Source organism: Pseudomonas sp. NPDC088444, assembly GCF_044900175.1.
Taxonomy (GTDB): Bacteria; Pseudomonadota; Gammaproteobacteria; order Pseudomonadales; family Pseudomonadaceae; genus Aquipseudomonas.
Genome location: NZ_JBJDNK010000014.1, coordinates 112,948 through 137,132 on the forward strand (window position 1 = coordinate 112,948; position 24,185 = coordinate 137,132).

17 protein-coding genes and 2 pseudogenes are annotated in these 24,185 nt (G+C 61.3%); 15 read left to right on the forward strand and 4 right to left on the reverse strand.

What is annotated here, in order from left to right; genetic code table 11:
- Positions 1 to 22 precede the first annotated feature (22 nt).
- Both ACI2KB_RS24545 and ACI2KB_RS24550 read right to left on the reverse strand, forming a co-directional pair.
- Entirely contained in the window at positions 23 to 1,348 is a 1,326-nt protein-coding gene (locus ACI2KB_RS24545; protein WP_404638876.1) for an ABC transporter substrate-binding protein, read from the reverse strand.
- Between the two features lie 241 nt (positions 1,349 to 1,589).
- The gene (locus tag ACI2KB_RS24550; RefSeq protein ID WP_404638878.1) at positions 1,590 to 2,495 is read right to left on the reverse strand and encodes an AraC family transcriptional regulator; all 906 of its coding nucleotides are present in this window, start codon (positions 2,493 to 2,495) and stop codon (positions 1,590 to 1,592) included.
- A gap of 149 nt (positions 2,496 to 2,644) precedes the next feature.
- Between ACI2KB_RS24550 and ACI2KB_RS24555 the strand changes: the two genes are divergently transcribed.
- From ACI2KB_RS24555 to cobF, 3 genes are read left to right on the forward strand one after another with little or no spacing between them, the layout of a single operon-like run.
- On the forward strand, positions 2,645 to 2,827 hold the full coding sequence (locus ACI2KB_RS24555) for a type II toxin-antitoxin system HicA family toxin (protein ID WP_404638880.1): 183 nt from the start codon (positions 2,645 to 2,647) through the stop codon (positions 2,825 to 2,827).
- 37 nt (positions 2,828 to 2,864) lie between these two features.
- Positions 2,865 to 3,266 carry a type II toxin-antitoxin system HicB family antitoxin gene (locus ACI2KB_RS24560; protein WP_404638882.1) on the forward strand — a complete coding sequence of 134 codons (402 nt, stop codon included), beginning with the start codon at positions 2,865 to 2,867 and terminating at the stop codon, positions 3,264 to 3,266.
- Between the two features lie 16 nt (positions 3,267 to 3,282).
- Positions 3,283 to 4,044, forward strand: a complete 762-nt coding sequence (gene cobF / locus ACI2KB_RS24565; protein WP_404638884.1) for a precorrin-6A synthase (deacetylating) — start codon at positions 3,283 to 3,285, stop codon at positions 4,042 to 4,044.
- A 64-nt stretch (positions 4,045 to 4,108) separates the two neighbouring features.
- On the opposite strand, the gene ACI2KB_RS24570 is transcribed toward cobF, so the two are convergent.
- Positions 4,109 to 4,804 (reverse strand): pirin family protein, encoded by a 696-nt coding sequence (locus ACI2KB_RS24570; RefSeq protein ID WP_404638886.1) that lies wholly within the window; start codon positions 4,802 to 4,804, stop codon positions 4,109 to 4,111.
- Between ACI2KB_RS24570 and ACI2KB_RS24575 the strand changes: the two genes are divergently transcribed.
- Positions 4,803 to 4,982, forward strand: a complete 180-nt coding sequence (locus ACI2KB_RS24575) for a hypothetical protein (protein ID WP_404638888.1) — start codon at positions 4,803 to 4,805, stop codon at positions 4,980 to 4,982. The genes ACI2KB_RS24570 and ACI2KB_RS24575 overlap by 2 nt on opposite strands.
- Positions 4,983 to 5,073: 91 nt before the next feature.
- Positions 5,074 to 7,569 (forward strand): annotated as a pseudogene (locus ACI2KB_RS24580) (UvrD-helicase domain-containing protein); the annotation flags it as partial.
- A 7-nt stretch (positions 7,570 to 7,576) separates the two neighbouring features.
- Here the strand turns inward: ACI2KB_RS24580 and ACI2KB_RS24585 are convergent.
- On the reverse strand, positions 7,577 to 7,855 hold the full coding sequence (locus tag ACI2KB_RS24585; RefSeq protein ID WP_404638890.1) for a DUF1652 domain-containing protein: 279 nt from the start codon (positions 7,853 to 7,855) through the stop codon (positions 7,577 to 7,579).
- Between the two features lie 623 nt (positions 7,856 to 8,478).
- Between ACI2KB_RS24585 and ACI2KB_RS24590 the strand changes: the two are divergent.
- The 10 genes and pseudogenes from ACI2KB_RS24590 to ACI2KB_RS24635 form a co-directional block, all read left to right on the forward strand.
- Positions 8,479 to 9,231, forward strand: a pseudogene (locus ACI2KB_RS24590) (MCP four helix bundle domain-containing protein); the annotation flags it as partial.
- Complete coding sequence (locus ACI2KB_RS24595; protein WP_404638916.1) at positions 9,226 to 10,089, forward strand: methyl-accepting chemotaxis protein; 864 nt, start codon at positions 9,226 to 9,228, stop codon at positions 10,087 to 10,089. The pseudogene ACI2KB_RS24590 and the gene ACI2KB_RS24595, both read left to right, overlap by 6 nt.
- A 292-nt stretch (positions 10,090 to 10,381) precedes the next feature.
- Entirely contained in the window at positions 10,382 to 16,198 is a 5,817-nt protein-coding gene (gene mnxG, locus ACI2KB_RS24600; RefSeq protein ID WP_404638892.1) for a manganese-oxidizing multicopper oxidase MnxG, read from the forward strand.
- Positions 16,199 to 16,363: 165 nt separating this feature from the next.
- The gene (locus ACI2KB_RS24605; protein ID WP_404638918.1) at positions 16,364 to 18,325 is read left to right on the forward strand and encodes a cytochrome D1 domain-containing protein; all 1,962 of its coding nucleotides are present in this window, start codon (positions 16,364 to 16,366) and stop codon (positions 18,323 to 18,325) included.
- Positions 18,322 to 18,975 carry an SCO family protein gene (locus ACI2KB_RS24610; protein ID WP_404638894.1) on the forward strand — a complete coding sequence of 218 codons (654 nt, stop codon included), beginning with the start codon at positions 18,322 to 18,324 and terminating at the stop codon, positions 18,973 to 18,975. The genes ACI2KB_RS24605 and ACI2KB_RS24610 overlap by 4 nt, the downstream gene beginning before the upstream one ends.
- A 122-nt stretch (positions 18,976 to 19,097) precedes the next feature.
- Entirely contained in the window at positions 19,098 to 19,721 is a 624-nt protein-coding gene (locus ACI2KB_RS24615) for an SCO family protein (RefSeq protein WP_404638896.1), read from the forward strand.
- A gap of 11 nt (positions 19,722 to 19,732) precedes the next feature.
- Complete coding sequence (locus ACI2KB_RS24620; protein ID WP_404638898.1) at positions 19,733 to 21,304, forward strand: ABC transporter substrate-binding protein; 1,572 nt, start codon at positions 19,733 to 19,735, stop codon at positions 21,302 to 21,304.
- 14 nt (positions 21,305 to 21,318) lie between these two features.
- Positions 21,319 to 22,290: a peptidylprolyl isomerase gene (locus tag ACI2KB_RS24625; protein ID WP_404638900.1), complete on the forward strand. Its 972-nt coding sequence runs from the start codon at positions 21,319 to 21,321 to the stop codon at positions 22,288 to 22,290.
- Between the two features lie 229 nt (positions 22,291 to 22,519).
- Complete coding sequence (locus ACI2KB_RS24630; protein WP_404638902.1) at positions 22,520 to 23,062, forward strand: response regulator; 543 nt, start codon at positions 22,520 to 22,522, stop codon at positions 23,060 to 23,062.
- Positions 23,063 to 23,185: 123 nt separating this feature from the next.
- Positions 23,186 to 24,185, forward strand: a 1,000-nt coding sequence (locus tag ACI2KB_RS24635) for a GspE/PulE family protein (protein ID WP_404638904.1), incomplete at its 3' end; no start/stop codon positions are given.

The window sequence follows — 24,185 nt, forward strand, 5'->3', positions numbered from 1 at the left end:
CGCTGCCCGGAGACGAGCGGGATCAGCCCTTTTTCGGGTAACCCGCGCGCTTCATTTCACGCTCGGACACGCTTTGCGCGTTGGTCAGGGCCTGATCGACCGAGGAGGTGCCCACCAATGCCGCCGAGAACTGCTGGCCGACCGAGGTGCCGATCGACTGGAACTCAGGGATGGTCACCAACTGGATGCCGACGTAAGGCACAGGCTTGAGGGTCGGCGCTTTCGGCGTGACCGCCTTGAGCGATTCCAGGGTGATGTCGGCAAACGGCGCGGCTTTCTTGTACGCATCGGTGTAGGTCGAAGCGCGGGTGCCTGGCGGCACGTTGGACACGCCGTCTTTCTCGGCGACGAGCGCGGCGTACTCTTTGGAGGTCGCCCACTCAGTGAAGGCGCGGGCGTCCTTGTCATTCTTGGCGCTGGTCGGGATCGCCAGGGCCCACGAGTACAGCCAGGCCGAGCCTTTGTCGGTGACTTCGTGAGGCGCGTAGGTGAAGCCGACGTTATCGGCGACCTTGCTCTGAGATTTGTCGGTCACGAAGGAGCCGGCCACGCTGGCGTCGACCCAGATGGCGCACTTGCCGCTGTTGAACAGCGCGAGGTTTTCGTTGAAGCCGTTGCTGGAGGCGCCGGGTGGGCCGTCTTTTTTCATGACGTTGGTGTAGAAGGTCAGCGCGTTTTTCCACTCTGGCTGATCGAACTGCGGTTTCCACTGTTCGTCGAACCAGCGTGCACCGAAGGCGTTGGCGACGGTGGTGATCAGCGCCATGTTCTCACCCCAACCGGCCTTGCCGCGCAGGCAAATGCCGTATTGCTCTTTGGACTTGTCGGTGAGTTTGTCGGCGAATTCGGAAATCTGGGTCCAGGTCGGACGCTCCGGCATGGTCAGGCCAGCGTCTTTGAACAGGTCTTTGCGGTAATAGGTGATCGAGCTTTCGGCGTAGAACGGCAGGGCAAACAACTTGCCGTCGACGGACAGGCCGTCACGTACCGAAGGGAACACGTCGTCCAGCGCGTAGGACGCTGGCAGGTTGTCCATTTCTTTCAGCCAGCCTTTGGCACCCCACAGCGAGGCCTCGTACATGCCGATGGTCAGTACGTCGAACTGGCCGCCTTTGGTGGCGATGTCCGTGGTCAGGCGTTGACGCAGGACGTTCTCTTCAAGGACCACCCACTTGAGTTTGATGTCGGGATGCTGTTCTTCGAAGGTCTTGGACAGCCGCTGCATGCGGATCATGTCGCTGTTGTTGACGGTGGCGATGGTCACCTCGCCCGCTGAGGCGCTGTTGCAGAGGGTCAGGCCGAGTGACAGAGAGGCGCAAGCAAGCAGAACGTTTGCAGAGGTCTTCATGTATCTCTCCTCTTCTGAGCCTCGCGGCGCCAGAAGCTTGGTTTATTGTTTTTGTTCCTTCCAAAAGACCTGGAAGAAGTCCGTTGATTACAACGGCCCGCACAGACGATGACAAATCCTGCGACACACTTGAACTGATACTTTCTTGCACTGAGAGTTCAGACGGCAACGCACCAGAACTGCGTTCCAGCATGGTGTGGCGCAGTTCCAGCGTAGTCGATGGGGGCGAGAGGGGAGCGAATCAGTACAGGTTTTGCTCGGTCAGCCGCTGCACCGCAAGCCGACGATAATGGGACGGCGTCATGCCTTTGAGTTGCTGAAAACGCCGGTTGAAGTTGGAAATGTTGTTGAAGCCGGACTCGAAGCACACGTCCGTCACCGGTTTTTCACCATCGGCGAGCAACTCGCAGGACTTGCTGATGCGCAACCGATTGACGAACTCGACGAAGGTTCGACCGGTCGCTTGTTTGAATACGCGGGAGAAATAAGTCGGTTTCATCCCCAGATGATCCGCCACCTCTTCGAGGGTCAGCTCCCGAGCGTAATGCGTGAAAATGTAATCCACCGCCTTGTTGGTGCGCTCCACGGCGTGGTCATCCGACAGTTGTGAGGCGGTGGTGCCCGACAACAATTGGAAATCATCACTGGCCGCCAACAGCTCCAGGAGAATGAAAAAGTGCCCCAGGCGAGTCATGCCGGTGGAGTCAGCGATCTTCTGCATCAGCTTCATGGCCTGACGAACAGTGCGCTTGCAGCGAAATTCGATGCCGTATTGCGCCCGTTCCAGCAGCGGCGTGAGGGTCTTGAGTTCGGCGAACACCTGATTGCCGCTTTCCAGCAACTCCTCAGTGAAATTCACCAGCATGTCACGCTTGGGTACGACCTCGTCTTCACCGATCTGGCTGATCCAGTTATGCGGCAGGTTGGGGCCGGTCAGAAACAGCGTGCCGGGATGGAAATTGCCGATGTAATCACCGACGAACACCTTGCCCGAACTGGCAATGATCAAGTGCAGCTCGTATTCCTTGTGAAAGTGCCAGCGCACCAACGGGCAAGGGAAACCATGCTCGCGATAGATGATCGACAGGCCATTGTGGTCGTCCATCAGTTCGTAGGAAGGGTCGGTGATTTTTGTTGTTTTGGTCATGCTGTTGCCGGGATTTCGAGAATGGCCTACGGGTAATGTGCACTAATTTCGACGTGTGTTACATCCAGTCTGATAAAACCATTCGTTGTAGCCGGGTTCATTGAATTCTGGTGTGTACTATACACATCGGTCAATTCAGGGGTAGGCTGATGCGTAGCAGGGAGATGATTCGAAGGATAGAAGACGATGGCTGGGTTCTGATTGAGGTGCGTGGCAGCCATCGTCAATACAAGCACCCGATCAAGAAGGGCCGTGTCACCGTTCCGCATCCCAAGGATGATTTACCCAAAGGGACGATTCACAACATTCTGAAGCAGGCGGGGCTCAAATGAGTTCAACAGCGGCTGTTGAGCCTGGAAGGAAGCGAGCATGAAATTACCTGTGGTGCTGCACAAGGACGTTGACTCCGACTATGGTGTCACGGTCCCGGATATCCCCGGCTGTTTTTCGGCGGGCGCGTCGGTCGGCGAGGCTCTGGACAACGTCAAGGAAGCACTTGCCTTGCATTTCGAGGGGCTGGTGGCCGATGGCGAGCCGTTGCCTGCTGTCCATGACATCGATACCCATATCAGCAACCCCGACTACCAAGGCGGCGTGTGGGCGGTGGTGGAGTTTGATGTAACGCCTTATTTCGGCAAAGCCGTTCGATTCAACGCCACGCTGCCCGAATTTCTTCTGGAGCGCATTGATGCCCGGGTCAGAACCGACCGGCGCTACAGCTCCCGCTCCGGATTCCTGGCGACTGCCGCATTGCGCGAACTACACGAATAGGCCGGAAGCCTTTCCCATGAAAAAACTCCTCCTCATCGGCATTGGCCCCGGAAACCCCGAGCACTTGACGATTCAGGCGGTCAAGGCGTTAAACCGGGCGAAGGTGTTTTTCATCCTCGACAAGGGCTACGCCAATGACGACCTGCTGCGGCTGCGTCGTGAGGTGTGCGAGCGTTATATCGAGGGCGATGATTACCGTTTGGTGCAGGTGCGTGATCCTCGACGGGAAGATGACCCTGCTTCTTACCAGCAGGGCATCGAGTACTGGCATGAGCAGCGAGCAGCGTTGTTCGAGCAGTTGATCGCCGATGAGCTGGGCGATGACGACGTGGGCGGTCTTCTGGTGTGGGGTGATCCAGGATTGTATGACAGCACGCTGCGTATTCTGGAGCGGGTGCTGGCGCGTGGTCGGCAGTGTTTCGACTACGAAGTGATTCCCGGCATCACCAGCGTGCAGGCACTGGCGGCGCAGCACCGGATACCGCTCAATCGCATTGGCGAGCCGATCCGCATCACCACCGGGCGGCGTCTGGCACAGGGTTCGGCCGATGCGCTGGACAATGTCTGGGTGATGCTCGACGCGCACTGCACCTTCGAGCGCTTCGTCGATCAGAGGCTTTACATCTATTGGGGGGCGTACGTGGGCACGCCAGATGAAATCCTGATTGCCGGACCGCTGAACGAGGTCAGTGAGCGCATCAGGCAAACCCGCGAAGCGGCGAGGGCCGAGAAGGGCTGGATCATGGACACCTACCTGTTGCGTCGCCCGATGGATTGAGCAGGACAAAAAAGCCCCGGTTTCGAGTGAAATCGGGGCTTTCGTTTTTACGCGTCCGTATGGATCAAGCGACATCCACCAGCACGATTTCGCTGTCTTCGATGGCGGTCACCCGCAACACGCGCTCTTCAGCGACTGCCACGCCGTCGCGGGCTTCGGCACGCAGGCCGTTGACCTCGATGCTGCCGGTCGCCGGTACCAGGTATGCCCGGCGACCTTCATCCAGTGCGTATTCAGCGGTTTCACCGGCCTTCAGGTTGGCGGCGACCAGTCGAGCGTTGGCGCGGATACGCAGTTCGATGTCGTCGTCTGCCTTGCCGCTGGCCAGGGTCACGAAGCCTTCGCGGTTGCCTTTCGGGAACGGTTTGGCGCCCCATGAAGGCGGAGCACCGACTTCGTCCGGCATGATCCAGATCTGGAAGATTTTGGTGTCTTTCGCTTCCAGGTTGTATTCGCTGTGCGCCACGCCGGTCCCGGCGCTCATCACTTGCACATCACCGGCTTCGGTGCGGCCACGGTTACCCAGGCTGTCTTCGTGGGTGATCGCGCCTTCACGAACGTAGGTGATGATTTCCATGTCGCGGTGCGGGTGGCGAGGGAAGCCAGTACCGGCTTCGATCACGTCATCGTTCCAGACCCGCAGTTGGCCCCAGCTCATGCGGCCGGGGTCGTAATAGTTGGCGAACGAGAAGTGGTGATGTGCGTTCAGCCAGCCGTGGTCAGCGCCGCCAAGGGATTTGAAAGGGCGAAGTTGCAGCATGATCAGTTCCTCCGTTAGCAGTGCCGGGCCGTTGAGGTGGGCGCCGCTGTTAGTTGATGGGGCCATGATCTATCAATTTGATATCGATAAAAAGCGTAAGTTTTGCGTGATTTTGATCGAAATGTTAAATGTATTTGGGGTGGGTAATTTACCGTTATGGCTGCAATTGATCGGCTAACCCCATGACCGCAAAGCATTTCGCTGGAGCTTGGCGCCGAATGGGGCGACCATAGGCGCTTTCTCGTTCACCGCTGATACTCGGAGCCTGCGTGTCGCACGATTTTTCCGCCGAGCCACCTCACGAGCTGCCCCCTGACCTGAACACGCCGGATCGTTTGCCGTTCTTCAAGCGCCTGCTGGCGCGTCTGATCGGCGGCGGTCTGTCGCGTCTTCAGGCGCAACACGTGCCCTCGTGGCGGCAGGGCCATGCCGACGGTTTCCTCAATGGCCACGCCGAAGGCATGGACGAGGGGTACGCGGAAGGGCGTCTGGACGGTATCGAAGAGGGGCGCCGCGTGCTGGTGATTCGCGACACCCGGCCGCAGGAGCATCGCGGGCCGCGGGTGGACGACCACCTGTTCGATGACTGGCGTTTGCCGCTGACAAACGAACTGAAAAAGCGCGTCAAGGCCGATGTTGCGCAAAAGCTGGCAGCCCACGCTCAGCCGACCACCGCGCAATGGAAGATGATCTTTAGCGACACTCCGTCCACCTACGTCATCGCCGGGGCCGGGGCCGGGAAGTCCACTTCGTTGGTGCTGCGGGTGCTGTTGCTGCATCACTATCTGGGGTTCGAACTGGACGCGATGACCGTGGTGACCTTCACCCGCGAGTCACGCAAGGACTTCATCAACAAACTCATCGAGATCATGGGCCTGTGGGGCCATGATCTGTCGCTGCGTCAGGCCCGCGACGTGGTGCGTACTTTCCACTCCCGGATTCTGCCGCTGGTGCGCAGCCTGCCAGGCTTCGAGCAACTGCAGGCGTTCGAAACCCTGAGCAGTCAGAGCGAAGACCTGTTCGGCAATCCATCGCAGGACATGGGCGCTGACAGCAACCCGTTCGACCTGCGTATCAACGACACGCAACGTCAGCAGATGAACCTCTGCTACCGCGACCTGTACGCGGCCAACCCGCGCTTTCGTGAAGTGATGGCGCCGCTGTATCGGCATTCCCTTCAGCTCAAGGAACTGGACCGCGACCACCCGGACGTGCAGAAGCGCATCACCGTGATGGGGCTGTCTTCGTCCCGCGATGAAGAACTGTGCGATGTCATCGAAGACCTGTGGATTCGCAAGGGCATGTGGCCGATTCAAGGCGTGGAGCCGATGCGCCAGACGGTTGAAGTCAGCGGCCTGGCGTTTCACGTCCACGGTTATGCCGCTGAACTCGATGCGTGGATCGTGTTGGGCTTCGACCCGAGCGAAGATCAGCACCTGCGCCGCCCCGATGCCAAACTGCCGGTCTGGGCGGAGTGGGTGATCAAACGCACGCTGTTTCAGGCGTTCTGCCGCAAACCGGTGATCTGGCTGGAAAACTACGAGGCGTCACGCGGCATGATGCAGTCGTTGTCGGGTGCGGCCGTGGCGGGGCCAGGCTTCGATTACAAGGTCAAGGGTGAACTGAGCGCTGCGCCGTTGCTGGATTGCTTTGTCGCGGCCGCCGGGTTCATCGAAAACCTGGGCCTTGATGTGCCGGATGCGGTGTCGCGCATGAGCTTTTCCGATCAGGACCCGGACCGGTTCTTCTTCGAAGCCTTGAGTCTGTTCTGGAAGGCGTTTGAAGACCATCTGCTGGCGCAGACACCGCCGGTCATGACCTACAACCGGATGTTCGCGCTGTTCGGTGAACACTCGCCGGAAAATCTCAAACTGGTCAGCGACGAGGGCTTGCGCCCGCTGTCGCATCTGATGATCGACGAATTTCAGGACGTGTCGCCACAAATCGTCTCATGGATTCGTGCGAGTCTGCGTGAAGTGCGCAGCCGCGGATCGTCGTTGCACAGCGGGCGTGGCGCTCAGCGTTCGTCATTATTGTGCGTGGGCGACGACTGGCAGTCGATCTATGGCTGGCGTGGGAGTTCGCCGAAGTTCTTCATGGAATTCCCCAAGGAGTTTCCTTCGCCGTCGACCACCAAAGTCATGCTCAGCGACAACTTCCGTAGCCATCAGCACATCATCGACGCTGCCGAGCACATCGTCCGCGCCGCACCGGCCATCAGTGGCAAGAAGGCCAGGGCCAGCGGTCCGGTTCAGGAATTGCTGCCGGTGACGGTGCTGGATCGCGATGACGAACAACTGGTGGCGAGCCTCGTCGAGCATTACAACGCAGGTGATTCGGTGCTGTTGTTGTACCGCAAGGGCAGTGAACGCAACAAGTTGCCTGACGCCTTGCAGGCGGTGATCAACGCCGATTACGCACTCCCTCCCCAAGCGCGGCGCCTCAAGCAATTGACCTACCACAGCGCCAAGGGCTTGCAGGCCGACGCGGTGTTTTTGCTGGGGGATTGCCAGCACCTGACCCAGTCGCCCTACAAAAACCAGGTTTATCAGTTGGCCGGGCTGGGTAAGGAAGGGGATCTGGAAGCCTTCGACAACGCCCAGAAAGATGAGGTACTGCGCCTGGCGTACGTAGCTATCACCCGCGCTGTGCGGCATTGCTATTGGTTCATCGACGCGAGTGGTAATGATGAGGCCAACGTGCCCAAGGCGTCGGCGCGGATTGCCGGGGACAAGGTGTTTTTCGAGGATCGGCGTGGGGCGGCAAGCCAAGCTACGCCCGATGCAGATACAACTGCTGCGGCACGAACGTCTCCAGTTCCAGTTCGATGGCCTCGATGATGGTCTCCACGTCGACTGCGTTCATCACCGTCGCACAGGGAATCCCGGCGATGGCAATCACCGTTTCACCGCTGGCGCGGTCGAACAGGCGTGCAACCATGCTGCCGGGGGCATCCATGGTGGCTTCGAAGCCCACTGGATGAAAATGCCAGCGCATCAGCTGGCAGGCGTTAGGGAACGTGACTTTATTCATGGGACCCACCTCGTTCAATCGAGCAATTCCAAAGCTCCGCAGGGCAGGAAAACGGTGTCTGCTGTCTCGCGTCGAGGAACGTCGCAACGCGCGTGCCAGAGCAGGGCGTGGCTTTGTTTTCATCCTTCGTTGTTCGAAGCGAGGCCTCGCAGATCACGAGTCAGGTAAAAGTAGCACCGACTTCTTACAGAGATGAGAAAAAATTCCTACAAGCGAAACATTTTTACGTTTCCTTGATGTCTGTCGTATCTGTTTATTCTTTAAGGCTATTTGTGATTGTTGCTTAAACGTTATTTCGAAATAAGGCGCTTTGCCACTGCTAAGGGGGTAATGATAAAGCGTGGTTGAAAAACCCTAAAAATTCACAGATTTTTTACGGGGTGTAACACACAGTTAACAGGTAAGCGTTCGTTGAGCCTTTATTGGATCCGTAAAAACAAATGTTTTAAAAAAACAGTAAAGCCCGCTGAATAAATACAGAGTGCTGGCCGATAAAAGAGCAAGTGCAATAAGCCTTTCATAGGGGAGGTGTTGTCGCCCTCAATGATCAGTCAGCAGCCTTTAAGTGTTGGATGCTTGAACTTCGCATGGACGCACTCTGCCGGATTTTTAAAGAGAGACATTCCATGTCGATTAGAAACATGAACATCGCGCCGCGTGCATTCCTCGGGTTCGCCTTTATTGCCGTTCTGGTGATCGGGCTGGGCTTCTTCTCTCTCAACCGCATGGCGGTGATCCGTCAGGCCACCACCGACATGGAAACCAACCAGCTCCCCAGCGTGGGGTTTCTGGGCAACATGCTGGAGAACACGCTGCGTTTGCGCATCACCTCGTTCCGCACGCTGGTCAACCGCGAGCCTGCGGCGCTGCGCGAAACGGAGACCCGCATTGCCGAACTGATCAGCAAGTTGCAAGAGGCCAAGAAGAACTATGCCGCCTTGCCCGCTGAAGGTGAGGAACTGGCCACGTACCGTCAGTTCGAGGCGACGCTGGCGACCTTTCTGGATGTGCAATCGCAGGTGCTCGACTTGTCCCGTCAGGAAAAAGTCGAAGAGATGCGCAACTTGATCAATACAAAGATGAAAGACGCCACCGACCTGATGGGCGTGCAGATCAACCAACTCATCACCATTAACAAGGCCAACGCGTCGGCGGCCGCTGTTTTATCGAAACAGCAATACGATGGCGCCAACGTGGGTGTGATCGCGGTGTCGGTGATCGCTGCATTCATGACCATTTTGTTGGCCTGGATGCTGACCAAAAGTATCGTTAACCCGCTGTCCAGAGCGGTGCGTGCCGCCGAGGAAATCGCAGGCGGCGATCTGACGCGTCCGATTGAAGTGGACGGCAAAGACGAGGCCGCGCAACTGTTGAAGTCGCTGGTGACCATGCAACAAAACTTACGCAAGACCATCGAGCTGATTTCCGGTTCGGCCACGCAACTGGCCTCGGCGGCCGAAGAGTTGAGCGCGGTGACCGAAGAGTCTTCGCGTGGCTTGCAGCAACAGAACAACGAAATCGAACAAGCAGCGACCGCCGTCAACGAAATGACCGCTGCGGTAGAAGAGGTCGCGCGCAATGCGGTGTCGACGTCAGAGGCTTCGCAGCAGTCCAACCGCACGGCCAATCAGGGCCGGGATCAGGTGGTGGAAACCGTCCGGTCGATTCAGGACATGAGCCAACGCATTCAGTCCACCACGGCGGTCGTTGAAGGGTTGGCGGAGCAGGGCCGGGAAATCGGCAAGGTGCTTGACGTGATCCGCGCCATTGCCGAGCAGACCAATCTGCTGGCGCTCAACGCAGCCATCGAAGCGGCGCGTGCGGGGGAAGCGGGGCGTGGCTTTGCAGTGGTGGCGGATGAAGTTCGGGCGCTGGCCCATCGTACGGCGCAATCGACCACTGAGATCGAGCAGATGGTGGCGGGCATTCAGACCCGCACCGGGGACGCGGTGCAGTCGATGTCGCGTAACACCGAAAGTGCTCGCAACACCCTGAGTCTGGCCAGTTCGGCGGGGGATGCGCTGGAGCTCATTACCGAGGCCATTGCCCAGATCAACGAGCGCAATCTGGTGATCGCCAGCGCTTCGGAAGAGCAGGCGCAAGTGTCGCGGGAAGTGGACCGCAATCTGGTGAACATTCGTGATCTGGCCGCGCAATCGGCCGCGGGGGCCAACCAGACCAGCGCAGCCAGCCATGAGCTGTCGCGTCTGGCGGTGGATCTGAAAGCGATGGTGACGCGGTTCAAAGTGTGAGCGGACTTCTTGGCTGAATGCGCTCAAAACCTGTAGGCGCCGAGCCTTGGAAACATGATCGGCGCCCAGAGTGTGGGAGCCGCCTTGGTGGCGAGGCGGTGATGCAGCACCTCCATGTTCGTCAATGCCCTGTTGGGGGGTTGCCCCAGTTTCGGGGGCTGTGACTTTCCCCAATTCCCCTTGCTGTCCTCTCTAATTGGCTGATTTTAAACGACTGTTGGTATGGCACGCTCATTGCTCAGAGCCGTTATACGCAGTTGTGTGAGATTCCCGTTACGGAGGACCCGTCACGATGAAGCCCCATTCCTCTCGTCTGCTCAACCTTTGCCTGTCCTTCGGTGCCTTGTTTGCCGTCGAGGACACGGTCGAAGCCGCTGCCCGTTGCGAACGCAACCTGGTGGCCAACGTCGTGGCGCTGGATCAACCCCTGATGTTCAACCGGCTCGGCGCGCAGAATGCCAACGGCATGATCTACGCCTTGCGCCGCGATGTGGTGGATGAAAACAACGTGTTGCTCACTCAGGGTGGTGCGGCGGTGCCGGGCAGGGTGACGCTGCGCCCGGACAAGCGCCCGCGTCCCATGGTGCTGCGCGTGGCCGCCGGGGACTGCCTGACCGTGACCGTGCAAAATCTGCTCGCGCTGCAAGCCAACCCCAACAGCGAAGCAGAAGGGCCTGAAATCGAAGGCGAAGACGGCGACGGGCCAAAGGCCAACATGCCCAAGGAATTCGTGGTCAACGACCAGGTCGCCGAGCGCTATGTAGGCTTTGCGGTCAACGGCATGCAGGCGGTCAACAGCATCGCCGACATGTCCTCCAATGTCGGCAAGAACGGCAATTTCCTCCTGGCCCCCGGCGCCACGCGCTCGTACACCCTGTATGCCGAACGCGAAGGGGCGTTCAACGCCAACAGCCAGGCGGCGACCTTCGGCAGTGAAGGCACCTCCGGCAATATGGCCAACGGCTTGTTCGCCCAGGTGGTGGTGCTGCCCAAGGGCGCGCGGGCCTATCGCAATGTGCTCACCGAAGAAGAAATGCGCCTGGCCAGCAATGGCCGTGCGCCCACCGGCCAGCCGATCATCGATTACGAAGCGCGCTACCCGCAACGCCAGCCCTGGATCACCGAAGGCAAGGCAGGGATGCCGATCATCAACATGGTCAACGGCAACGAGATCATCAACAGCGAAACCGATGCGGTAGTGATGGGGCCGAACACCGACGGCAGTTTCCCGCCCTCGACCTATCCGCTGGAAAGCATTGGCAAGCGCAACCCGGCGATCCCGAACCGCCTGGAGCCGTTTCGCGATTTCGCGGCGGTGTTCAACGATGAAACGGCGGTGACTCAAGCATTTCCCGGTTACTTCGCCGACCCCGTGTTCGGCCACATGCTGCAACCGACTCGCGACACCTTCATGATCAACTACGGTTCTGGCGCCATTGGTGCTGAAGTGATCGCCAATCGTCTAGGCGTGGGGCCGATGCACGATTGCTTGTCCTGTGCTTATGAGGAGTTTTTCCTCAGTTCTCACACCGTGGGCGACATCGGCATGCTGGTGGACGTGCCCGCCAACGTCGGGTTGGAGCAGGTCGTACCGGGTCAGGTGCCGCCAAAAGATGCCACCGGCATCAAGGCCAGCATGGCCCTGTACCCGGGCGAGCCGTCCAATGTCAATCACAGCTACATCGGCGACATGGTAAAGATCCGCAACACCCACAACGGCAAGGAACAGCACATCTTCCACCTGCATGGGCACCAGTGGCTGTTCAACCCCAACGACGACAACTCCGATTACATGGACGCTCAAGGCATCGGGCCGGGCGTCGGTTACACCTATGAAATCGCCAATGGCGGCTCGGGCAACCGCAACCGGGTGTCAGGCGATGCGATCTATCACTGCCACTTCTATCCGCACTTCGCCCAAGGCATGTGGACCATGTGGCGGATTCACGACGTCTTCGAAGAGGGCACCCGGCTGGAGGTCTCACAGGCCAGCAATGACGGGTTCCACACCACGCCGTTCGCCCTGCGCAACGGCAAGCCGGCTGCGGGTGCCCGCGCATTGCCGGACGGTGAAATCGTTGCGGGCACACCAATCCCTGCCATCGTTCCGCTGCCGGGCAAGGCCATGGCGCCCATGCCCGGCAAGGTGGCGGTGGTGCCCAAATTGGGCGAACTGGTCGCCGCCAACGACGATGATGTAGAGGATGACGATCATCCAGATGAAGGTGGCCAGAAAGTCATCGGTTCGGTGGTGCTGGTCGACCGCAGCGACGCCAACCGCAACGCCGACGGCTCGTTGAAGAATCCCGGTTATCCGTTCTGGATCGGCGGCATGGAAAGCACCGTCGGCCAGCGCCCGCCCACACCGCCGCTGGACATGCTCGACGCCGCCAAGGCACAGGCCCTGCGTGACAGCGGCAATGCCCTGTGGGCCAACCTCGACCCGTTGCAGTCCGGCGGCTGGGACGGCGGCTTGCCGCGTCATGCACTGGACGGCGTGGCGGCGGGTGGTGAGGCGGAAACGGTGACCACGGCCACCGATCTGTCGAAAGTCGTGCACAAGGCCAAAGCCGTGTACATGCCGGAAGAGGGCACCGACGTGGAACAGGCGGCGATGCGCTTCCACGCCAAGCCCGATCACCCCAGCTTCGCCACGTTGCCCGGCAGTCAGGTCGTGGCCAAGGCCTTCCGCACCAACGGCGCATTGCCGGTGGCCGGTGCGCCGTTCTACGAGCCGTGCATGGACGACCGGGGCAAGCGCCTGACCACGATGGCGGGTCTGGGCACCTTCAACAGTGGCGAGACCACCGGCGGCATGTCGTTTACCGGGTCTTCCCAGTACACCGCCGACAAGCCGCGGCTGTACAAGGCCGCCAACCTGCAATTCGACGCGGTCTACAACAAGGTCGGTTACCACTTCCCGCAGGCGCGCATCCTGGCGCTGTGGGAGGACGTCTGGCCGGTGATCAACAAACAGCGTCCGCCTGAGCCCTTGGTGATGCGCATCAACACCTTCGACTGCGTGATGTACCAGCAGACCAACCTGATCCCCAATTACTACGAACTGGACGACTACCAGATTCGCACCCCGACCGACGTCATCGGCCAGCACATTCACCTGCCCAAGTGGGACCTGACCGCCGCCGACGGCTCGGCCAACGGCTGGAACTATGAAGATGGCCTGCTTTCGCCTGCGACCGTAGTGGAGCGGGTGCATGCGATCCGCAGTTTCAACCAGTGCACCGAAGCCGACCCGCGTGACGGCACCCCGACGTGCCCGAAAGCCAAAGCACACCCGTATTTCGGCCAGTTCGGGCGGGCCGACTGGCTCGGTGCGCGCACGGCCATGCAACGCTGGTTCGCGGATCCGGTGGTCAACACCCGTGGCATCGACCGTGGGCTGGGCACCATCTTCACCCACGACCACCTTGGTCCCTCGACCCATCAACAACTGGGGCTGTATGCGACCGTATTGGCTGAACCGGCCGGTTCCACCTGGTTCCACTCCGAGACCGGCCAGCAGCTCTACAGCAGTGCTCGTCAGGACGGTGGCCCGACCTCGTGGCAAGCGGTGATCAATACCGGCGATCTGGATGGCGATGGCAAGAACGACAGCTACCGCGAGTTCTTCCTCGAATACAGCGATTTCGTGCACGCCTACGAGGCCGGGGTTTACGTGGGCGCAGGCCCCAACGGCGTGCCCAATGGCCAAGCGTACCCGGCCACCGCCAACAGTTTCCGCTACGCGATCAATCCGCCGGGACGCAAGGACGCGGACAACCTGCTGGAGTCGGTGCTGGAAGTGGCCGGGGGCGTGATGGAGAAGTGCCCGCAACGGCCTTGCCCGCAGGCCATCTCGGTGGAAGATCCCGGCATGTTCGTCGTCAACTACCGCAACGAGCCTCTGGGCCTGCGCATCTTCGACCCACTTCGCACGGCGCCGGACGGCAAGCCGGGGATGCAGGCCAACGGGCTGGCGGGGGATCTGTCGTATGCCTTGCAAACCCGCACCGATCGGGCGATCCCGGCGTTGAACCTGGCGCCCAGCGCGATCACCCAGGCCACCGGGCCAACGGGCGGCGTGACGCTGTTCCCGCCGCACATCAACCGGGGTGGCGACCTGCCGGGTGACCCGTTCACACCGATGCTGCGCACCTACACGGGCGACAACGTGCGGCTGCGAGTACACGCCGGTGGCCATGAGGAAGAGCACAACGTGACCTTGCACGGGGTGAAATGGCTGCAATCGGGTACCGGCTTTGGCAGCAGCTCCAACTCGGGGTGGAAATCCTCGCAGATGGTCGGCATCTCCGAGCAGATGGGCTTCAACGCGCCGGTTGCCACTATGTCCAGCAACGCCAGCGATACCGGCGACTACTTGTACGCCATGGACGCCGCGCTGGAGGGCTACTGGAACGGTATGTGGGGCGTGATGCGCAACTACGGCGCGCAACGCAACGACCTGTTCCCGCTGCCGAACAACCCGAAACCGGTGATCGCCCGCAACACCACGGCGTTCGACGGCGTGTGCCCGCGTTACACCACCAACGCCAGTGGCGTCGGCACCCGACCCACGGTGCAGCGCAATTTCGAGGTGGTCGCGGCGCTGGCCAACGACATCCTGAGCAACCCGTTGAACCTGACCATCGGTGATGCGGCCGGGCAGGGGCAGCATGTGGGCGCTGCGCTGAATCCGGCGGGTGGCACGCTGGTGTTCAACAAGCGCGCGGTGACCATCCCGCAGGCCACGGTGACCGATCCGGAAGACGGCATCAGTTTCACCATTGGCGGGCAGTCCGGACCGCTGCATGATCCGACCGCGATTCTGTACGTGCGCAAAGCCGATCTCGACGCCACCACCGGCAAACTCAAGGTGGGCGTGCCGGTCGAGCCGTTGGTGCTGCGTGCCGCTGCCGGGGATTGCATCAACGTGATGCTGGAAAACCGCTTGCCCGCCGCCATGCCGGACCTGCCCAACGTGGCGGTGATGGCCGGGACCGTGAAGCGTGATCGCAACAGCGCGCAAGGCTCGACCACCTTCAACAACAACCTGATGCGGCCGTCGTCCCACGTGGGCCTGCACGCCCAGTTGGTGGCGTATGACATCAGCAAGTCGGACGGCGCCAACGTCGGCATCAACCCGATCCAGACCGTCGCACCGCGAGCTGGCAGCTCGGGGGCGTGGCCGACCCGCACCTATCAGTATTACGCCGGGCATCTGGAGCGCGAAGGCAAACCGGTGTCGCAACTGGGCCGCGCGGTGGACAACATCGACGCCACGCCCATCGAGTTTGGCGGCTTTAACCTGATGCCGTCTGACCCGATCAAACAGCCACAGAAAGGCCTGGGCGGGGCGATGGCGATCATGCCGTTCGGCGCCACCTGGACCGAGGACACCCGCTCCAGAGCCAACGCGACGGTCACCGTGAGCGGACAGACCGCCTACCGGGACTTCATGCTGGTGATGCAAAAGTCGCTGAACATGCGCTGGGCCAATGGCCGTCCGGTGCCCAATATCGCTGCAGAAGGCAATGGCGCGCCCGCCGATCCGCAGGACAACTCCAGCATGGCGATCAACTATCGCAGCGAGCCTTTGTGGTATCGCTTTGCCAAGGCGCCTGATGCGCCGTTCGGCCACGCCGATGGCCATGGACTCGCTGATGTCCCGAATGCCCACATGGCCTATAGCAACGCGCTGGTGGGCGGCGATCCACAAACGCCCGTGCTCTACGCCAAACCGGGCCAGCCGTTCCGCGCTCACGTGACCTTGCCGGGCGGCGGCAGCCGTGGCACCACGTTCCAGCTCGACGGACACCTCTGGCCGACCCATCCGTTCCAGGCCGAGAAGTCCGACAGCGGCGGCTACCCGATGGGACCGTCGGGCGTGGGGTCGGTGAAGTTCGCCTACAACCCGATGTCGACGTACGTGGGCGCCCAGGAAAGCGTCCTGCCGGCTGCGCACTTCAGCTTCATGCTGCCCAGTGCAGGGGGCACCAATGCCGTGCCGGGTGACTACCTGTTCCGCGATTACGCAGGGTTCGGCAACCTCTCGGGGCTGTGGGGCATCCTGCGGGTGACTAACGACCCGGAGCCCGCGGCCACGCCGTAGGGGACGAATAGCCAGAACAGCGGTTCGCCCTATAACAACAAGGCGGGCGGACCTGACACAACTCATCGGGCCTGATGCTCGCATCGGGTCCACAGGGGGTGCAGCGTGAGTGGATGGATCAGAGGCGTGTTCGCGGGAGGTGCGCTGGCGGCGGCGCTGGTGGTCATGGGGCATTCCGGTGAGCCGGTGAAGAACGCCAATCTGGCGTTGGGCGATACCGAAGGGCCGCAGACGTTTCCAGGGCTTGCCAGTGACCGGCAGCAATGGGTCAGAAATGGCGTGATCGTGAAGTTCGAAGCTCGCCCACTCAACAGCGGCCCGTTGATGGAAGGGATGTTCGCCGACGTGCGCTTCAGCGTCACCGACAGCGCCACCGGTCAGCCGTTGGCGGGGGTTGCACCCGGTGCCTGGCTCGATCCGATGGTGGCCGATGACAAGGGCACTTCCCGCGATGCCCAGTGCAAGTCGCGGGTCGGACTGTACCTGAAAAGCACCATTGGCGCCCGGCCGTTGCTGGACCTGAACAGCTATTTCCTGATGGTGCTGAACAAGGACGCCAGCGCCACGGTGATTGATCCGACGGTGTCGGTGGGCGGCATCACCAGCACCCTGACCCGCATCGCGCTCAGGCAGCCGGGCATGGACTGGACCAGCACCAACGACGACAAACGGGTATTTGTCTCGATGCCGTCGGCGGGTGAGGTGGCGGTGATCGACGGCGAGAAATTCCAGGTACTGGACAATATTCCGGCGGGCAGCCAGCCGCTGCGTGTCGCGTTGCAGCCGGACGAACGCTATCTGTGGGTCGGCAATAACGCGCCGAACGAAGGCGAAAGCGGCGTCACGGTGATCGACGCACAATCGCTCAAACGCCTGAAATTCCTGCCCACCGGCCCTGGCCACCATGAAATTGCCTTCAGCAAGAATTCGCGTTTCGCCTTCGTCAGCAGCCGCGATGCAGGGACCGTCGAGGTGTTCGATGTGGCGACCCTGGCCTCTGCCAGAACCTTGAAGACCGGCAGTCATCCGCTGTCGTTGGCCTATTCGCCATTGTCGGACGCGGTGTACGTGGCGGATGGTCGGGATGGCACCATCACCGTGATCGACGCGCATTCGCTGGACGTGCGCAAGGTCATCGCGGCGCAGCAAGGACTGGGTCCGATGAGTTTCACCGAGGACGGGCGTTACGGTTTTGTACTCAACACCCTGAACAGCCACGCGCTGGTGATCGACAGTGCCAGCGACAGCGTGCTGCACGATCTGGAGGTGTCGCCCGAGCCGTTTCAGGTCACCGTCACCCAGAACTACGCCTACATTCGCGGCCTGGCCTCGTCGCGGGTGACCATGGTCAACCTGTCAAGCCTGGGCCGGGACCGCAAGCCGATCCTGCAATCCTTCGAAGCCGGGCCTGCCGCGCCGCGCCTGGCGGGGGATTTGCCGCTGGCGGCGGGTTTGAGTCCGGCGCGGGACAACGACGCGGTGTTCGTGGTCAACCCGGTGGACAACACCACGTATTTCTACGCCGAAGGCATGAACGCGCCGATGTCCGGTTACCCCAACCGCGGCAATGCGGCGAGGGCGGTGCGGGTGATCGACCGCAGCTTGCGAGAAGTCGAACCCGGTGTGTACAGCTCACGGGTGCGCCTGCCCAGCGCGGGCAACTTCGATGTGGCGTTCATGCTCAACCAGCCTCAGGTCATTCACTGTTTCACCGCGCAGATCGAGGTCAATCCTGCGCTGGAAAAACGCTTGGCCATTCCTCGGGTAACCTTCCTGCTGGAGCGGCGTTTCGAGCCGGTCGGCAAGCTGGTGCCGATCCGCATTCGTCTGGTTCAGGGGCGCAACAACACCCCCATGACCGGCGCCAGGGATGTTTACCTGCGCTACTTCCTGGCCCCCAGTTCACGGCCCAAGGAAGTGCTGGCGGTGGAAGTGGGCGAGGGTATCTATGAGGCCCAGGCCGACCTCAGCGAAACCGGTGCGTATTACCTGCATGCGCGCTCTGAATCCTTGGGCATTCGTGCCAATGAACAGTCTTACGCCAGTCTGCGGGTGATGCCGGTGGACAATTCCCCGGTGCACCTGAGTAACCAGAGTCCCGCTGTTTCCGACAGGACAACGCCATGAAATACGCCCTTGCAGTCTCGCTGTTGGCATCGTTGGTGGGGTTGAGTGTGTCGAACGCCGCGCATGCCCATGGCGGGGCCGACCATGGGCAGCCTAAAACAGCGGTGACCCAGGAAAATACCGTGGTGCATTTTGCTGACGTGTCGCTGACCAACCAGCATGGCGATCCGGTCAACCTCAAGCGGGACCTGGTGGGCGACCGCATTGTGGTCATGGGCTTCATCTACACCACCTGCACCACGGTGTGCCCGGTGATTTCGTCGATCATGGCCAGGGTGCAGGCGCAACTAGGGGCGAAGGTCGGGACCGAGGTGCAGATCGTCTCGATTTCGGTCGACCCGCTGCGTGATACCGCGCCTCGGTTGTTGAGCTATTCGCGCACGTTTCAGCACGGTCCCGGCTGGGCCTGGCTGACCGGCACGCCACAGGCCATCGATGCCACGCTCAAGGGGCTGGGCGCCTGGAGCGCCGACCCGCAGAACCATGCGCCATTGATTCTGGTGGGCGATGGCCGCAGCAGCCACTGGACCCGCTTCAACGGCTTCACCGACCCCGCGCTGCTGGTGGAGCGGGTGGAGCAATTGCGTGGCGACCGCGCCTCCAAAAGCGGGCGTCATGGGGTGTATGTGATGGGGGAGGTGCAGCCATGAAAGCCGATGCTGTGGCAGTTAAGCGTCCTGTGGGAGTGAGCTTGCTCACGAAGGTTTTTTCGGCAGGCGCAGATGTGTCGGCTGTACCGGCCTCATCGCGAGCAAGCTCGCTCCTACAGGGGATGTGGCGTAGGTGGGGCGGAGTGTTTGCAGGGTTGGCGTTATTCATGACGGCCGCCCAGGCCCACGAATCCTCAACCCTGGCCACAGCCGCCTCCGTGCAAGTGGCGCCGCCCACCACGGGCACTCACGACGCCCAACAATATTTCACCGACACCCTGCTCAAAGACCAGGATGGCAACGAGGTGCGCTTTTACAGCGATGTATTGAAGGATCGGCTGGTGCTGCTCAACGTGGTCTTCACCCATTGCAAAGACGCCTGCCCGCTGATCACCCGCAAACTCAAGGAGGTGCGTGACGCCATGGGCGAGGGGGTTGCGAAACAGGTGGTGTTCATCACCCTGACCAGCGATCCGAAAAACGACACCCCGGAGGTGCTCAAAACCTTCGCCGCCAAGCATGGCGTCGATGGCCCGAACTGGCGCTTTCTCACCGGCACCCAGGCGCAAATGGACTTGGTGTTGGGGCGCCTGGGGCATCTGATCCCGAGCCCCGAACAACACTCCACGCAGTTGATTGTGGGCGATGTAGCGACCAAACGCTGGGCGAAGATTCGTCCGGACGCACCGGTGGACGCCATCGCTCAGCGCCTGCAATTTCTGACACTGCCGGTTGCCGGACGTTGAGGGGGCCATCCATGAAGCCGCTGGCGCTGTTTTGCCTGTTGTGTTGCCTGAGCGGGATCGCTCAGGGCATCGAGCTGACCCCGGCAGAAACCGCAGGCAAACGTTTGTACCGCGAAGGCCTGTCGGCCAGTGGCGCGGACGTGTCGGCGCGCATCGGGGTGTCCGGCGCGATCGTGCCTGCCGCAACCGTGCCTTGTGCCGGTTGCCACGGCGCCGATGGCCGTGGGCGACCGGAAGGCGGCGTGCGACCGCCGGACATTACCTGGCGGCGTCTCAGCACGCCCTACGGTCAGCAACTCAGCAGGGGGCGCAACCATCCCCCTTACAGCGACAGCGCGCTGTCTCACGCGGTCATCGAAGGCATCGATCCGGGCGGCAACCGGCTCGACAGTGCGATGCCGCGTTTTGTGATGTCGGCGCAGGACCAGCTCAATCTGCTCGCTTACCTCAAACGCCTGGAAGACGACCGCGACCCCGGCGTACACGCCTTGACCCTGCGTCTGGGCACGCTGCTGCCCACGCAGGGGCCGATGGCCGCACTGGGCGATACCCTCGCCGCCATCCTCAAAGGCTCACTGGCCCGGATCAATGAAGACGGTGGCATTCATGGCCGCCAACTGGAGCTGCAGATTCTCGACCCCGGTCCCGATGCCCAGAGCGCCAAGGCCGCCTTGCAAGTGCTGACCGGCGAGCAGGGGGTGTTTGCGCTGGTTTCGCCACTGGTGCCCGCGCTGGACGGGCAACTGGGCGAGTTGCTGGAACAGGCTCAGGTGCCGCTGGTGGGGTCGGTTTCGCTATTGGGCGGCGACACCGACAGCCCGATGATGTTCGAGCCGTTGCCGGGCACCGCCGAGCAATTGCGCACGTTGGGTCGCTATGCTGCAAACAGCCTGAACCTGTCAGGGCAACGCACGCTGATCGTCTATCAGGACAACCCGCTCGACCGGCATCAGGCCGACACACTCAAACAGGACCTCAACGCTCAAGGCTGGCGGGACGTCTCGCTGCTCGGCTATCCGGCCGATCGCCCTCTGGCTGGCAACACCGCCATGATTGGGGCAAAAGCCCTGTTTTTCCTGGGTCGCCCCACCGATTTTGGGGCCATGGTTCGGGCACTGCAATTGCAAGGTGCTGCGTATGCACCCTACGTATTTGCCGCCTCGGCCCACGTGCCTGCGGATGTATGGTCCATCCCCGGCACGTTTTCCAGACGGGTGTTTCTGGCGTACCCGTTCACGCCGGATGACTGGACGCCTCAGGGAAGAAGCGTTCTGGCCCGGATCCGCGACAGAACCGGGCTGAAGGGGCAATACCCAGTGTTGCAGGTCGATGCGTATTGCTCGGTGCTGCTACTGGCACAAGGGTTGCGACAGATCGGTCGGAGTCCGGCGCGTGGGCCGTTGATCCAGGCGCTGGAAGGATTGCATGACGTGCAGACCGGCTTGACCCCGATGTTGGGGTTCGGACCCGGGCGACGGGTGGGGATGACGGACGCCCAAGTGGTGACCGTGGATGCGCAGCGACAACGTTTCGAACGGGTTGGGACTGACAACGAGGTCAATCGGGTCAGTGCTGCTAACTGAAGTGAGTATTCGCCATGAAGCTCAAGCTGATGTTAATGATGTTGGCGTTCGTGTTACCCGGCGTGCTGCTGACGGTGGGCCGCACCGAAGCCGTGGCCGAGCCTACCTTTGGGCAAATGGCCGTGGCACGGGTCAATGGGGTCGAGATCGGCCAACTCCAACTGGAGCACTATTTCGTCGATTATTTACAGGCTCAGGGGCGGATGGTGGGTTCCATTCGCAACCCGGTGGCCTATGACCGGCTGCGGCGTGCCGCGCTGGATGACCTGATCGACAAGGAGTTGCTGTGGCAGGAGGCGGGCAAGCGCGGCATCCGTGTCGATGAACAGAGCGTTCAAGACAATTATTCGGCCCTGCGCACCGAGTTCACCTCGGATGAAGTCTTCAATCGTCGTCTGGAGGAGGCGGGTTTCAATAGCGTCACCTTCATCGACTACCTGCGCCGCGAGCTGACCAGTCAGCGCATGCTGGCTGAGCTGAGCCAGGTGCAGCCCCCCACGCAGAAGGACGTCGAGGCGTTCTATCGGCAACTGTCCCCCCGCATCCACGCGCGGCACATTTTGCTGCCCGTCGACCCCTATGCAGACCCGGCGGTGGTGGAAGCGGTGCGTCAGCAACTCCTGCAACTTCGCGCCCGGATCGTCTCCGGGGAAGACTTCTCGCGGCTTGCGCAGCAATACTCTCAGGACAGCCGGTCAGCCGAAGGCGGCGATCTGGGCTATTTTTCTCGTGAAAGCATGGTGTCCGAGTTTGCCGACGCCGCGTTCAGCCTCGCACCCGGTGCAGTCAGCGATCCGGTCCGCACCGTCTACGGATGGCACCTGATCAAGGTGGACAACGGTGCGGCCGACCGCGTCATCGACGACGCCCAAGGGTTGGCCATGGCGCGTCGGGCGCTGGATCAGCAACGCCAGGCGCAGGCGACCGCAGCGGCTCTGCAGCGATTGCGTGCGGCAAGCCTGATCGAACGGGCGGCAGAGCGATGACCCGGGTTTTCCCCGAATGTGGGGACAAAACCGGTGAGCGATGGCAACTGCCCCCAGCAGTGGGGTTGAGGTTCAGTCCATGGATTTTCTGTTTTGTCGAAGAAAATCAGTGGGATGGGCGTGAGTTTTTCGACGTGGAGGGTCTGGCATGAACAGTGCTCTTGTACCTGTGCAAGGCGATAATCCCCAGACCGGGCCACAGGACCTGTCCCGATTTCAGGAGTCCCCCTTGTTAAACAAAGTATTGGTGGTCGAGGACGAGCAAATCCTGGCGCAGAACCTTCAGTCGTATCTGGAGGCCAAGCGTCTGGATGTCCGGGTCGCGAACGATGGCGCTGGCGCCATCGACCTCGCAGAAGGATTCGGGCCGGACGTGGTGGTCCTCGATTTTCGCTTACCCGATATGGAAGGGTTTCAGGTACTCGATGCGGTACGGAAACAGAAGGACTGTTTCTTCATCCTGATGACCGGCCATCCGACCAGCGAAGTCTGCGGTCGGGCCACCGATCTGGGTGTCAGCCACATTCTGTTCAAACCGTTTCCGCTGGCCGAACTGGCCCGAGCTGTCTGTGACTTGTTGGGTACTGAGCGACGGTCGACGGGTTCGGCGCCACAGGCGACCGGGTTCATCGAGCGGCGACACAGCCCGGCTGAGAAGTTCCCGTTGCAGTTGTACGACGGTACCTGGGTTCACTCCGACCGTCGGGGCAACAAACAGTCTCCCTCGCTCCAAAGCGATGCGGTGACTGTGGATGGGGAGGGCAAACTCTAGCCGGGACCAGACTGGATCAGCACGCCACGGCTGTGTTGATCACGCTGGAAACGGCACACCGGCCATGGACGGTCAGGCGCGTCGAATGTGTGGTTCCTTTTTTGGGGTCCGGGAGTGCATTCGATGGAAAGTCTTACGCTCGCAGTCGAAAGACCGCCCCTGGCGCAGCCAGTCGAGCTGCCAATACGTTTTCCCGGCAGCCTGCTGGCCGCCGCCAGAGATCGGGCCAACGAGCAGGGCGAGCGCCCCGTCGAGGCGCTCGAAGCCCTTTCAACCCTTGAACCCCTTGCCTTCGTTCGCGCCCTCGGCGTGACCCTGCACTACCCGGTGCTGGACGCCGCGACGCTGTTCAAATGCACCCCCGAGTTCGATCAGGTCAGCCTGGCCCAGGCCTTGAAGCGCGAATTCGTGATGTTGCGCCTTGAAGACGCCCTGATCGGGGTGTTCGCCGACCCTTTCGATGATGCCCGTCTGGCATGGATCGATGAATGCCTGCAAGGCGCCGGGCTCTACCTGTGCCACGCCGCCGATCTGGCGGCGTACCTGGCGCGGCAGGAGGAGGGCTTTCACGCTGTTGCCGCCCTCGACACCCAGGGTGACGAAGCCCACGAATACGACACCCTTGAGACCCTGTCGCTGACCAGCATCAGCGAAGACGCCAGCGCAGTGGTCAAGCTGGTCAACTCCACGCTGTACGACGCCCTGAAAATGCACGCCAGTGACATTCATCTGGGGGTGACCGGCAGCGGGATGGTGATCAAGTACCGCATCGACGGCGTGCTTAACAACATCAGCAAGGTCCAGGGCGCCGAGTTCGCCGATCAGGTGATTTCGCGGATCAAGGTCATGGCCGAACTGGACATCGGCGAGAAGCGCGTGCCGCAGGATGGCCGCTTCAAGATTGGCATCAACGGGCGGCAGATCGACTTCCGGATTTCCATCATGCCCAGCATTTTTGGCGAAGACGCCGTGCTGCGGGTGCTGGACAAACAGGACCTGGCCGACCGGGTCAGCGGCGTGCGTCTGGAAGCGCTGGGCTTTGAAGACGCCACCTTGCTCAGCCTGCGGCGCCTGGCGGCCGAGCCGTATGGCATGGTGCTGGTGACCGGTCCCACCGGCAGCG